The 12,750-nt window shown below is 68.0% G+C and carries 11 protein-coding genes and 2 pseudogenes; 6 read left to right on the top strand and 7 right to left on the bottom strand.

Annotation, left to right across the window (positions count from 1 at the left end):
- A partial coding sequence (mscL, locus tag ACFWF3_RS07515) for a large conductance mechanosensitive channel protein MscL (protein ID WP_379312898.1) occupies positions 1 to 451 on the top strand: 451 nt, incomplete at its 5' end.
- Positions 452 to 538: 87 nt separating this feature from the next.
- Here the strand turns inward: mscL and ACFWF3_RS07520 are convergent.
- Entirely contained in the window at positions 539 to 1,897 is a 1,359-nt protein-coding gene (locus ACFWF3_RS07520; protein ID WP_379312899.1) for an MFS transporter, read from the bottom strand.
- 171 nt (positions 1,898 to 2,068) lie between these two features.
- Between ACFWF3_RS07520 and ACFWF3_RS07525 the strand changes: the two genes are divergently transcribed.
- Together ACFWF3_RS07525 and ACFWF3_RS07530 are read left to right on the top strand one after the other, a co-directional pair.
- Positions 2,069 to 2,671 (top strand): NADPH-dependent FMN reductase, encoded by a 603-nt coding sequence (locus ACFWF3_RS07525; protein ID WP_378991056.1) that lies wholly within the window; start codon positions 2,069 to 2,071, stop codon positions 2,669 to 2,671.
- Complete coding sequence (locus ACFWF3_RS07530; protein ID WP_379312900.1) at positions 2,668 to 4,110, top strand: DHA2 family efflux MFS transporter permease subunit; 1,443 nt, start codon at positions 2,668 to 2,670, stop codon at positions 4,108 to 4,110. Before ACFWF3_RS07525 ends, ACFWF3_RS07530 begins: the two co-directional genes overlap by 4 nt.
- Positions 4,111 to 4,171: 61 nt before the next feature.
- Here the strand turns inward: ACFWF3_RS07530 and ACFWF3_RS07535 are convergent, their stop codons facing one another.
- Positions 4,172 to 5,302, bottom strand: coding sequence for an Ig-like domain-containing protein (locus ACFWF3_RS07535; RefSeq protein WP_379312905.1), 1,131 nt, complete (start codon positions 5,300 to 5,302; stop codon positions 4,172 to 4,174).
- 177 nt (positions 5,303 to 5,479) lie between these two features.
- On the bottom strand, positions 5,480 to 5,965 hold the full coding sequence (locus ACFWF3_RS07540; RefSeq protein ID WP_379312901.1) for a DUF2505 domain-containing protein: 486 nt from the start codon (positions 5,963 to 5,965) through the stop codon (positions 5,480 to 5,482).
- On the opposite strand from ACFWF3_RS07540, the gene ACFWF3_RS07545 reads away from it, so the two are divergent.
- Both ACFWF3_RS07545 and ACFWF3_RS07550 read left to right on the top strand, forming a co-directional pair.
- Complete coding sequence (locus ACFWF3_RS07545; RefSeq protein WP_379312902.1) at positions 5,964 to 7,100, top strand: UDP-N-acetylmuramate dehydrogenase; 1,137 nt, start codon at positions 5,964 to 5,966, stop codon at positions 7,098 to 7,100. The two genes, ACFWF3_RS07540 and ACFWF3_RS07545, sit on opposite strands and share 2 nt — an antisense overlap.
- 64 nt (positions 7,101 to 7,164) lie before the next feature.
- Positions 7,165 to 7,599: pseudogene (locus ACFWF3_RS07550) on the top strand (DUF2505 domain-containing protein); the annotation flags it as partial.
- Here ACFWF3_RS07550 and ACFWF3_RS07555 read toward each other — a convergent pair.
- The 4 genes and pseudogenes from ACFWF3_RS07555 to ACFWF3_RS07570 form a co-directional block, all read right to left on the bottom strand.
- Positions 7,543 to 7,857: pseudogene (locus ACFWF3_RS07555) on the bottom strand (NAD-dependent epimerase/dehydratase family protein); the annotation flags it as partial. The pseudogenes ACFWF3_RS07550 and ACFWF3_RS07555 overlap by 57 nt on opposite strands.
- A 2-nt stretch (positions 7,858 to 7,859) precedes the next feature.
- Positions 7,860 to 8,510: a PIG-L deacetylase family protein gene (locus ACFWF3_RS07560; protein ID WP_379312907.1), complete on the bottom strand. Its 651-nt coding sequence runs from the start codon at positions 8,508 to 8,510 to the stop codon at positions 7,860 to 7,862.
- Positions 8,507 to 9,283 (bottom strand): glucose-1-phosphate cytidylyltransferase, encoded by a 777-nt coding sequence (locus ACFWF3_RS07565; protein ID WP_379312903.1) that lies wholly within the window; start codon positions 9,281 to 9,283, stop codon positions 8,507 to 8,509. Before ACFWF3_RS07565 ends, ACFWF3_RS07560 begins: the two co-directional genes overlap by 4 nt.
- A 14-nt stretch (positions 9,284 to 9,297) precedes the next feature.
- Positions 9,298 to 10,557 carry a methyltransferase domain-containing protein gene (locus tag ACFWF3_RS07570; RefSeq protein WP_379312904.1) on the bottom strand — a complete coding sequence of 420 codons (1,260 nt, stop codon included), beginning with the start codon at positions 10,555 to 10,557 and terminating at the stop codon, positions 9,298 to 9,300.
- A gap of 487 nt (positions 10,558 to 11,044) precedes the next feature.
- Between ACFWF3_RS07570 and ACFWF3_RS07575 the strand changes: the two genes are divergently transcribed.
- Entirely contained in the window at positions 11,045 to 12,544 is a 1,500-nt protein-coding gene (locus ACFWF3_RS07575; protein ID WP_378991898.1) for a sugar transferase, read from the top strand.
- Positions 12,545 to 12,750: the final 206 nt, after the last annotated feature.

A 12,750-nucleotide genomic window follows, 5' to 3' on the forward strand; every position in this document is an offset into this window, starting at 1 on the left:
GAAGTCTGTTTTCAGTGGGTTCAAAGATTTCCTGATGCGCGGGAACGTCATCGACCTCGCGGTCGCGGTCGTGATGGGTACCGCGTTCACCGCGGTGGTCACCTCGTTCAGCAAGGGACTCATCAATCCGCTGCTCGCGGTGTTCGGCTCGACCAACGAACTGGGCCTCGGCGTCCAGCTGATCGCCGACAAGCCGGCGACGTTCATCGCGCTCGGCCCGATCATCACCGCGTTCATCGACTTCTTCATGGTCGCCGCGGTCCTGTACTTCGTGCTGATGCTCCCGATGAAGTCGCTGAAGAACAAGTTCGGCACCACCAAGGACGCCGAGCCCACCGAGACCGAACTGCTCATCGAGATTCGCGATCTGCTCGCCAAGCAGCAGGGCCTGAGCACCGACCAGGCCGTCGCGCTGAGCAAGGAACGCGCCAGCGAGTCCATCGAGTCGTAGTCGCTTCCGATTCCCACGTCCGGCCCACCGGACGCGAACGACCCCCCGACCGTCGAGTCGGGGGGTCGTTCGCTTTCCGGGTCGGGTTCAGGCGTAAGCCAGGGTCTTGGCAGGCCAGCGCGGGTGGTCGGAGTCGATCACGTAGGGGTGGGTGTGCTGGAAGTGCCGGGGGCCGACCTGGATCGCGTCGGCCAGGATCGCCGGGTCGACCGCGCCGAGTTCGTGGATATGGGTGATCTCGGCCGGGTCGTGGCGGGGCCACAGCCGGATCGCCGCGACGGTGCCGATGCCGGCGATAACGGCCAGGGTCGCCCAGGTAGTCGTGAAGCCGGCAGTGGTGGCCAGCCAGCCGGTGATCGGGTAGGTGATCAGCCAGGCGAGGTGGGACAGGGAGAACTGGCCGGCGAAGAGGGCGGGACGGTCTTCCGGTCGGGCGGAGCGGCGTAGGACTCGGCCCGTGGGGGTGAGGATCAGGGCGGTACCGGCACCGATGGTGGCCCAGGTGGTGAGGGCGGCGGGCCAGTGCCACTCGCCCGTCGGCAGGGTGGAGAGAACGAGCGCCGCGGTCAGGCCGGTGAGCAGCACCGCCGCCCCGGTGAGCATGACCGGGCGTTCGCCGCGGCGGTCCAGGATCTTGGGCAGGGTGAGCGCGATGAACATCGTGCCGAGACCGTTCGCCGCGAGCAGCAGCGCGACGCCGGACTGGTTGCCGCCCAGTACATCCCGCGCGTAGTTCACGGTGTTGACCATCACCACCGAGCCCGCCGCGGCGACCACCAGGTTCAATCCGAGCAGTCCACGCAGTCGCGGCGTCGCCGCGAACAGCCGCAGCCCGGCGGCGAGCCGTTCGGTGATCGCGCCGTCACCGACCGCCGCGTTCGGGATGCGGGCGGCCGTCACCAGGGCGACCGACACCGCGAAACCGAGGCCGGTGCCGACGAACAGCCAGTGGAAGCTGATCAGGCTCAGGGCCAGCGCCGCCAGCATCGGGCTGAGCAGCGTTTCCATGGTCGCCGCGAGCTGGGCGGCCGACAGCGCCTTCGTGTAGTCGCGTTCGTCGGGCAGGATGTCGGGCAGAACCGCCTGGTAGGTGGGGGTGTAGGCGGCCGAGGCGATCTGCAGCAGCGTGATGAGCACGTAGATCTGCCAGATCTGGTCGACGAAGGGCAGGGCGAGCACGATCGCGCCGCGCACACCGTTGAGCGCCATCAGGAATTGCCTGCGCGGCAGCCGGCCCGCGTAGGCGCCCGCGATCGGCGCGACAGTGACGTAGGCGACCATCTTCAGCGTCAGCGCGGTGCTGAGCACGATGGCCGCGTTGCCGCCTGCCAGTTCGTAGGCGAGCAGACCGAGGGCGACGGTGGTGAGCCCGGTCCCGAACAGGGCCGCGACCTGGGCGGTGAACAGCAGTCGGTAGTCGCGGTGCGCGAACAGTGAGGTGCTCATGATGCCTGCCCTTTCGAAACTGCTTATCTGCGTATGAACGCAATAAGCAGCATAAGCCGAGAAGTATTCCCGGACCACCCAAATCTTTGTCGACTTGACCTCAATGACCGTTGAGGTAGGACGGTAGAGCGCAGCGGCGGCCGAGGGCCGTCACCGACGAAGAGGAACGTCATGAGCGCCACGGTTGACCACGTCCGAACCGCCATCAGCCCGCTGCGGCTCGCGGTCGTCATCGGCAGTACCAGGGAGGGGCGCTTCGGTCCGACGATCGCGAGCTGGTTCGTCCGGCAAGCGGCCCTGCGCGACACCGTCACCGTCGACATCGTCGATACCGCGAGTATCGAACTGCCGCACGCGTTCGGCGCCGCCACCGACCACCCCTCCGTCGCCGAAGCCACCGAAAAGCTCTCGCGCGCCGACGCGTTCGTCGTGGTGACACCCGAGTACAACCACAGCTACCCGGGCACGCTGAAGAACCTGATCGACACCCACCACGCCGAATGGCAGGCCAAGCCGGTCGGCTTCGTCTCCTACGGCGGCATCTCCGGCGGACTGCGCGCCGTGGAACACCTGCGCCCGGTCTTCGCCGAACTCCACGCCGTCACCGTGCGCGACTCGGTCTGCTTCCCGAATCCGTGGGGCCGATTCGACGACGCGGGCGAGCTGTCCGCGCCCAACGATGCCGACGCCGCCGCGGCGACCATGCTCGATCAGCTCACCTGGTGGGGCGAAGCGCTGCGCGCCGCCCGCCTGGCCCAGCCGTACGGGAAGTGACCGCCGTGATCACCACCGTCGAACCGGCCACCAGTCGCAATCCGATGCGGATCGCCCTGGTCCTGGTGGTCGGCATGATCATGGCGACGCTCGATCAGACCATCGTGAACGTCGCCATCAACAAGCTGTCGATGGAGTTCCACGCCGGCCTGAGCACCATCCAGTGGGTCGCCACCGGCTACTCGCTGGCCCTCGGCGCCGTGGTGCCGACCTCGGCCTGGCTGGTCGGCCGATTCGGCGCCAAGCGGCTGTATCTGACGGCGATCACGGCCTTCGCGGTCGGCTCGGTACTGGCCGGACTGTCGTGGAACATCGAGTCACTCATCGCTTTTCGATTGGTTCAGGGTGCCAGCGGCGGACTGCTGATGCCGGTCGGCATGACGATCCTGCTGCGCGCGGCCGGGCCGGAGCGCCTGGGACAGTTGATGAGCACGCTCGGGTTGGCCATTCTGGTCGGCCCGCTGCTGGGCCCGGTGATCGGCGGATACCTGATCGACGAGGTGTCGTGGCGGTGGATGTTCTTCATCAATCTGCCGCTGGGCGCGCTGGTGCTGCTGCTGGCGGTGCGGGTGGTGCCCGACGATGCCCCGGAACCGCCGCGGGCGCTCGATATCCGTGGGCTGCTGCTGATGTCGCCCGGGTTGGCGCTGGTCATCTATGGCGTCACCGCCGCGGGCGAGAGTGCCGGATTCGCCACGCCCGCGGTACTGGTGCCGCTGCTGGTGGGGGTCGGCCTCATCGCCGCGTTCGTGCGCCGATCGCTGACCACCTCGGTGCCACTGCTGGATCTGCGCGTGCTCGGCAACCGGATCACCGGCACCTCCGCGGTGCTGCTGGCGGTGTTCGCCGGCGGCTACTTCGGTTCGATGCTGCTGCTGCCGTTGTACTTCCAGGTGGTGCGCGGCGAGTCAGCGCTGGTGGCAGGCGCTTTGGGGATTCCGTTCGCCCTGGCATCGGGTGCAACCATGCAGGTGGCGGGCAGGCTGATCGACCGGATTCCGCCCGGCCGGTACCTGCCCGCGTCGATCACGGTGGCGCTCACCGGTTTCGTGCTGTTCGTGATCCAGCTCGACGCGGACGCGCCGTACTGGGCACTGTGCCTGACGATGGTGCTGATGGGCGCGGGTGGCGGCGGGACCCTGATGCCGGTGATGACCACGGCGACCCGGCCGCTGAGCCGCGAGCAGCAGCCCGCCGGTTCGACGGTGCTGAACATGATCAGCACCACGTCGATGGCGATCGGGACCGCGGTGGCCTCGGTGACATTGGGCGCACTGCTCCCGGTGACGGGTGGCCTCCAGGCGCTGCACGCCATGACGGCGGACCAGCGGGCCGAACTCGCTCCCGCCCTGGCCGACGCGTTCCAGCACACCTACCTGATCGCGCCCGTCATGATCGCGCTGGCGCTCGTCCCGGCGCTGTTCCTGCCCCGACGTTAGGGACGGCCGAGCCGTCGTGCCGTGGTGTCGAACCACCGCGGCACGACGGCACAGGTGCGCGCTATTCGGCGGGCAAGGCGGACATCGACTTCCATGTCGGCCAATCGAGGGCCCAGTCGTAGACGTCGCCGTCGGCCTGGGACAACTCGATCGAGGTGCCGGTCACCTCCACCGGATCGCCGTAGAGGGCGGTCGGGAAGTAGGCCTGGGCGTCGCCGGGTGAGAGGTTGATGCAGCCGTTGGTGACGTTCGAGGAACCCTGCGCCGAGAGGGATTCGGGATTGGCGTGGATGAATTCGCCGTTGTTGGAGATACGGACTGCCCAGCGTTCACGGACATTGGTGTAGTACGGCGGATTCGACATCATGAAGTCCTCGTACTTCTCGGTGACGATGTGCACGCCCGAGCGGGTCACGTTGCGCGGCTCGTTGCCTTCGCCGTAGGACACCGCGAAGTCGAAGATCGTGGCGCCGTCGCGCACCACCCGCATGCGGTGACTCGGCGCGTTCGCGATGACGATCTGACTGCGGCCGATGGTGAAATCGGAGGTGACATCGGAGTCGCCGTAGGCGCCGCCGCCGAGGTCGACGCCGTAGAGCTTCGCGGCGACGTGCACGGTGGTGCCAGGGGTCCAATAGCCCTTCGGACGCCAGTGCACCCGCGAGCCGCCGTCGTCGGGCAGCCAGGCCCACGAGCCTTCGGTGCCCTGGTCGGTGGTGACGGTGAGGGCCTTCTCCACGGCTGCTTTGTTCGTGACCGGCCCCGCGAACTTCAGGATGATCGGCGCCGCGATCCCGACCTCCTGGCCGTCACCGATGTTGATCGTGGCCGGGATGGTCGACTGGGGGCTGATCGTGGTGAAGGTGGCGTCGATCGGGATCGGTTTCGCGTCGGCGCCGATGGCCGTACCGGCCCAGGTGTACTCGACGCCGTAGCCGAGCGGTTCGGAGACCTTGTAGGTGGTGCGGTCGGGGCTGAGCTGACCGGTGATCTGCTTGCCGCCGGCGTTGGTGAGGGCGATCTGGTCGATCGTGCCGTGCGCGACCGTCACCGACACGGGCGCGACCGGATCCACCTCGGTGGCTCCGGGCGTGGGCGCGATGGTGACCTGCGCCACCGGCGCCGCCTCGGCGGCCTCGCCCTGTCGGTCGATGGTGCACCCGGTGAGCACGACGAGCACCGCCAGCACCATCACCGCAACCACGGATCGCCCGCCCCGAACGCCCACTTCACGCCTGTGCGCCGACGAATTGCGCCGCGCGGTGGCCCGCGCGCGCAACAGTTCGGTTACCGAATGTTTGCTCACGCATCGAATGTACGCCGAGCTACCGACCCATACCCCGTGAGCGCGGTCTCACCGAGAACGCTACTACCGGTTGAGCCATTCCTCGGTGAAGGTGGCCTCGTTGCCGAGGAGTTCGATCAGGCGCTCGGAGATGGCCGCCTCGATCTTGCCGCCGAACAGCGGGATCTTCACCTCGATGGTGCCGTTGATGGCGGTGGTGGAGCCGGTGCCGCCGTCGGGTGCCATGGTCACCGTGCCGCGGACCACCGCGGGGGCACCGTCGACGTGGGCCTCGAAGATACCGCCGGTGCCGGTGTAGGTCTCGGTGCGCGGAATGATCAGGTCGCCGGGGCGCACCGCGGTGATGGCGGGCGGGAGCTGGTCGGCGGGGATGGACTGCACCATCTGGATGCGGACCTGGTCGCCGTCGACGGCGAAGGCGTCGAGCCGGGCACCGGGCCCGCCGACCTCGGCGATCCGGGCCTTCCAGTACTGCTCGTCGGAGTACGCGGCGCGCACCGCATCGACGGAATGCGTGTAGCCGGCAGTGAACGCCAGAGGTGTAGCCATGCTCGACACGGTACCGTCTGCGGACGTGCGTACAACACGGGTGGTGTCCTCCGATCAGCTGCGTGACCTGCTTGCCGATACCGGCGCGACGGTCCGCGATTCGGTGCGTTTGTCCGAACTGACGACCTTGCGGGTCGGCGGGCCCGCGCTGCTCGCCGAATGCGCGAGCACCGAGGCCCTGGTGGCCACGGTGAAGACCCTGGACGCGGCCGGTATCGCGGTGCTGCTGGTGGCGGGCGGGTCGAACCTGCTCATCGACGACGCGGGCTTCGACGGCGTGGTCGTGCTGGTCGGCACCACCGGCGTCGAGCTGGGCACCGACGGCGTGGTGGCCGAGGCGGGCGCGAACTGGGACGAGGTCGTCGCGGCGACCGTCGCGGCCGGGTTGGGTGGGCTGGAGTGCCTGTCCGGCATTCCGGGTTCGGCCGGTGCGACACCGGTGCAGAACGTCGGCGCGTACGGCGTGGAGGTGGCGTCGCTGCTGCGCCGGGTACGCCTGCTCGATCGCAAGACCGGGGACGTGCGCTGGACCGAACCCGCCGAACTCGGCTTCGGTTACCGGACCAGCGTGCTCAAGCACAGCGACGACGCGGTGGTCCTCGCGGTGGAGTTCGCCCTCGATCCGAGCGGGATGAGCGCGCCGCTGCGCTACGGCGAGCTGGCGAAGGTGCTCGGGGCGGGCGACGGCGAGACCCGCCCGGTCGAGCAGGTGCGCGCCGAAGTGCTTCGCCTGCGGGCGGGCAAGGGCATGGTCCTCGACCCGGCCGACCACGACACCTGGAGCGCCGGTTCGTTCTTCACCAACCCGGTCGTCACCGAGGAGCAGTTGCCACGGGTACTGGCCGCGATCGCCGCGCACGTCGGCGACGACGTCAAGGTGCCCACCTATCCCGCACCCGACGGCACCAAACTCTCGGCGGGCTGGCTCATCGAACGCGCCGGTTTCGCGAAGGGCTTCCCCGGCGACAGCGCCACCGCGCGCCTGTCGACCAAGCACACCCTGGCCCTGACCAACCGTGGCACCGCGACCGCGTCCGACATCGTCGCCCTGGCCCGCACCGTCCGCGCGGGCGTCCAGGAAAGGTTCGGCGTGGCGCTGGAGCCGGAACCGGTAACCGTCGGCATCGATTTATAGGACCGAGCACAGACAACCCACCTCTTCCCTCCGCCCGCACCCCAACCACGTAACGTGTGCTGCCATGGCACGCAGACTGGACTACTCGGCTCGCTACCCCCTGCACACCACCGAAGAGCTGTACGCAGCCCTCCAGAGCAGGGACTACTGGGAAGCCCGCGTCGCCGAAATGCGCAAGTACGCGCCCAACAACGAAGTGGTGAGCCTCGACGTCACCGACGACGGCATCGACGTGGTCCTGCACCACACCCTGCCCCGCGAGATGCTCCCCGAGATCGCCCAGACCGTGATGCGCAAAGACATGGTGATCACCCGCAAGGAGAGCTGGGGCCCGTTCGACCACGACGAGACCGAGGGCAAGTTCTCCGCCTCGATTCCGGCCGGCCCCGGCAGCCTGACCGGCACCATCCGCCTGTTTCCCACCGAGACCGGCGCCACCATGCGCTTCCTTGGCGAGGCGGGCCAGTCGCACCGACGCGTGATGGTTGATGTCGTAGGTGATCTCCGGCGCCAGGGCGCCCAGGGGATCGTTCGACAACGCCGCGAGGTGGATCACCGCGTCGAAACCGCGCAGCTGCTCGACGGTCACCTCGCGCAGGTCCACCGCCGACCCGTCGGGGTCACCGGCGAATTCGCCGAGCAGGCAGTCGGCGAAGTAGCCGATGTCCAGGCCGGTGACCTGGTGGCCCGCCGCCCGCAGCACCGGCACCATCACGGTGCCGAGATAGCCCTGGTGCCCGGTGACCAGTACCCGCATGTTCACGTCTGTTCCCATCTGATGATCGCTTTGTCGAGCACGAACGCCTCGGCATACGGTGCGTGGCACTGCACGCCACGCATCCGGGCGAGTCCGAGGAAGGCCTGTTCGTCGAACCAGTCGCGGCCCGTCTGCGACGGATAGTGTTCGTGCAGCAGACGCGACTTCTGCTGTACGAGTGCGTGACTCAGTGGGTGGTAGAGGGTGGGAGTCGGACTGTCGGTCTCCCATTTGAGGATTTCGTAACCCAGGGTCAGGTGATCACGGAACTCGGTGGGCACCAGTTCGGCGAGCAGCCGGTGGTCCTGGTGGGCATCGCCACGATGCGGCGCGAACACCACCTCGGGTTCACCGCCACGACGAAAGACCGCCAGTGCGTCCTTGATCCGATCCCAGTGCGCGGGCGCGCGGCCGTCGGGCACATCGAGGACGTGCAGTTCCGGCTTGTTGCCCGAGCATAACGCGGTGAGCGCCGCCCGCTCCTCGTCCTCACGTGCGGTGCCGCCACCGGAGAGGACGAGCGCGCGTACCTCGACCTCGGGATCGGCGCCGGTGAGCGCGAGAAGCGTTGCCCCCATCCCGATCGCGATGTCGTCGCAGTGCGCGCCGAGCACCGCGATCCGGCGCGGCGGGGTGGTGAACAGCCCGATCACGGCCGGTCCCACACCATCCACGGCCGGGTGCCGTTGCGGTAGGCGTCGTCGAGTTCGGCGCGTTCCTTGAAGGTGTCGGCCGGTTTCCAGAAACCCATGTGCTGATACCCGAAGAGCCTGCCCTGCCCGGCGAGCGCGCCGCACGCGTCGGCCACCAGATCGCCGCCAGGGGGCAGCAGATCGAAGATCTCCTGGCTGAGCACGAAATATCCGCCGTTCTCCCACAGCGGCATCTGCGCCACCGGCACGATGTCCTTCACCTCACCGGTCGGCGAGATGTCCACACAGTGGAACGAGGACTGCGGCGGCACCACCATCATCGACGCGGCCGCACCCGAGGCATGGAAACGCTCGATCATGGTGTCCAGCGGTGCGTCGGTGAGGACGTCGGCGTAGTTGGCCAGGAAGTATTCGTCGCCGTCGAGGTGCTCGCGCACGCGGCGCAGTCGCTCCCCGATCGCGGATTCGACGCCGGTGTCGACGAAGGTGATCGTCCAGTCGCTGATGTCGCTGCCCAGCAGCTCCACGTCACCGTTGCGGATCACGAAGTCGTTGGACGCCGACTCCTGGTAGGTGAGAAAGAAGTTCTTGATGTGCTCGGCGCCGTAACCGAGACACAGCACGAACTCTGTGTGTCCGTAGTGCGCGTAATAGCGCATCACGTGCCACAGCAACGGGCGCGGCCCGACCAGCTGCATCGGCTTGGGGACGACGTCGTCGGATCCGCCGCGCATGCGCATGCCGTATCCGCCACAGAACAATACGACCTTCATCGGTTCGTTCACCTTCATTCGGAGAGTGCGCCGGCCGCGACCGGTTCGCCCGCCATGGCGGCGCGATGCAGCACCGGCAGGGGGTAGATCAGTTCGCCACCCCATTCGCCGACGTGGCTGAGTTGAGCGGTGATCTCGGTTTCGAGATTCCACGGCAGGACCAGCACCACATCGGGCTTGTCCGCGTCGATGCGTTCCGGCGGATGGATCGGAATCCGGGTGCCGGGGGTGTAGCGGCCGTGCTTGTAGGGGTTGCGGTCCACGGTGTACTCGAGCAGGTCGGGCCGGATGCCGCAGTAGTTGAGCAGCGTGTTGCCCTTGCCCGGCGCGCCGTAGCCGACCACCCGCTTACCCGCAGCGCGGCAGTCGAGCAGGAAACGCAGCAGCTCGTGGCGAACCGATTCGGCACGGGCACCCAGCGCGGCGTAGCCGGCGGGTTCGTGCAGCCCCGCCGCACGCTCGAGGTCGAGGACCTCGGCGACCCGGGCGGTGGGTTCGGCGACCGCGTCGGGGCGTGCCCACAGCCGGATCGAGCCACCGTGGGTGTCCAGCAGTTCCACGTCGACGACGGTCAGGCCGGCGATCGCCAGCGCGCGCTGCGCCGAATGGACGGTGTAGTACTGGAAGTGCTCGTGGTAGATGGTGTCGAACTGGCCGAGCTGGACCAGGTTCAGCGCGTGGTGCACTTCGATGCTGCACCAGCCGTCGTCGCTGAGCAGGGTACGCAGCGCGTGGGTGAACCCGCGCAGGTCGGGTACGTGGGCGTAGACGTTGTTGGCGACCACCAGGTCGGCCGGTCCGTGCTCGGCGCGGATCCGTGCGGCCGAATCCTGCTCCAGGAACGCGGTGTCCGTCGGTACGCCGACCGCGCGGGCCGCGCGTCCGACATTGACCGAGGGCTCGATGCCCAGACAGCGGATGCCGCGCGCGACCGCGTGTCGCAGCAGGTAGCCGTCGTTGCTCGCCACCTCGACGACGAACGAATCGCCGCCGAGGCCGAGTCGTTCGGCGGTCGCGGTGACGAACTGCTCGGCGTGGCGGACCCAGCTGTCGGAGAACGAGGAGAAGTACGCGTACTCGGTGAAGGTGTCCTCGGGGGTGATCAGCGCCGGGATCTGTAACAGCAGGCAGTCCTCGCACAACCGCAGGTGCAGCGGATAGGTCGATTCGGGCAGGTCGAGTTCGGCGGCGGACAGAAAGCTCTCGCACGGTGGGGTGGCGCCCAGGTCGAGCACGCTCGTGAGCCGTTCGGAGTCACAGAGTCGACATTGCACGTGGAGCCCCCACCTTCATACCTGTTCACCCGAGCTGTCGCGGCTCATGCCGGTCATGCCGGAAGTCGGATCAGTGGGCACAGACGTTACAGCGCGGCGGGCACAAAGAGTGCCCCGAAACATTCGGGCGGAAACAGATTCATGGTAATTTTCGGAGTTATACCAGGCCGATCCGGCACCGGCTAACTGCCGGCGAGGACGACCATTCCTCCTCTGTTTGTGATGGCGATCACTTGTGAAAGTGATTGTCCTGCATTCATATCGAAAGGCAATAGCGGTTCGGTGATAGCTGTCCGATTGCGCTGTGAAGTGGCTAACTACTGGAATCCCTTGTGGCGGTGAGTCTTCGGAAAGAACCCCTGCTGGTGGTCTGTAACAATCAGCAGGCGGGTATCGAATCGACGGGAAGTAGGACGGCCGCAACGGCCGCATTCCGGTCGACGGGGATCGGGAAACGATTCGTCGCCCGAAGGGGAGGTGTGGGTTCATGAGCTACGAGCTCACCGGGAGTGGCGACGTCGATGTTGTCAACGGTGTCCAGGTGCTGCGCCGCACCCAACGCGAGAGTTGGCAGAGCGCACTGGTCCAGCGGTTGGCGGTGACCGATGTGATCGCGGTGTTCGGTGCGGTCGCGGCGGCACAGGTCATCCGCTTCGGCGGTCCCGCCGCGCCGCCGCTGGCCTGGCCGCTGCCCTACGAGGTCGGCTACTCCGTGGTGTCGCTGGCGTTGGCCGCCGGGTGGCTGGCGTTGCTGCACGGCTACGGCAGCCGCACCCCCCAGGTGGTCGGCACCGGGACCGAGGAGTTCCGCAGGCTGGTGTCGGCGACCCTGCGGCTGTTCGGTGTGCTCGCGATCCTCGCGCTGCTGTTCCGGGTGGAGGTCGCGCGCGGCTATCTCGCCATCGCGTTGCCCGCCGGGCTGTTCGCGCTGGTCGTGGGGCGATTGGCGTGGCGATGGCGGTTGCGGCGGTGGCGCGCGCAAGGGCGGTGCCACATCGCGGTGCTGGTCGTGGGTTCGCCGGAGGCCGCGCAGGCGATGGCGTCGGCGTTCACCGGTGATCCCGGCTCCGGCTATCGCGTGGTCGGCGTCTGCGTGCCCGCGGGATCGGTGGGCGCGCAGTTCGATACGTCCGACGGGCCGTCGGTGCTCGGCGACGATCGCTCGGTGCTGGAGGCGGTGCGCCGCAGTGGCGCCGACTCGGTGGCCGTGGCCGCGACCGACCATCTCGGACCCGCCGAGTTGCGGCGGATGGCATGGGCATTGGATCCTCTCGGCGTCGATCTGATCGTCGCGCCCGGCATCGCCGACATCGCGGGGGCGCGGCTGACCAACCGTCTCGTCGCGGGGATGCCGATGCTGCACATCGACCCGCCGCGCTACGGACGGGCGAAGTCGAGCCGCAAAGCGCTGTTCGATGTGTGTTTCGCCGCGACCGTGCTGGTGCTCGTCGCGCCGATGCTGGCCGCCATCGCGATCGCCGTGAAGATGACGAGTGCGGGGCCGGTGTTCTACCTGTCGGAGCGGATCGGGCGCGACGGTATTCCGTTCCGGATGATCAAGTTCCGCAGCATGCTCGTCGACGCCGACCACGCGGTGGAGGCGCTCATCGAGCGCCACGGTGGAAATCCGTTGTTCTTCAAGGTCAAAGACGATCCGCGGGTCACCGCTGTGGGCCGCTTCCTGCGCAAGTACAGCCTCGACGAGCTGCCCCAGTTCTTCAATGTGCTGCGCGGCGACATGAGTGTCGTCGGGCCACGGCCGCAGGTGCAACGTGAGGTCGACAGCTACGACGGGGAGATGCGGCGGCGGCTGCTGGTGAAGCCGGGCGTCACCGGGTTGTGGCAGGTCAGCGGACGGTCGGATCTGTCGCCGGAGGACTCGGTGCGCCTCGACCTGTCCTATGTCGAGAACTGGTCGATGGTGCTGGATCTGGCGTTGATCGCGCGCACCATCGGAGCGGTCACCCGCGGCGACGGCGCGTACTGAAACCGGGGTGGCGAGTCGACTCACCACCCCGGCTCGGCTACGCGGAGCGCGCGCTCCCGGTCAGCGCAGGTCGCGCCTGCGGAAGGCCATGAGCCCCACCGCGATCCCCGCCCCCGCGAGGGCGAGCAGGTAGCCGATCGGCACCATGTCGAACGCCGCACCCGGCAGCTTCGGCGGGTGGACGAAGGGCACCAGATCGAGGATCC

Origin of the sequence: Nocardia sp. NPDC060220 (genome assembly GCF_042727815.1) — a bacterium.
GTDB lineage: Bacteria > Actinomycetota > Actinomycetes > Mycobacteriales > Mycobacteriaceae > Nocardia.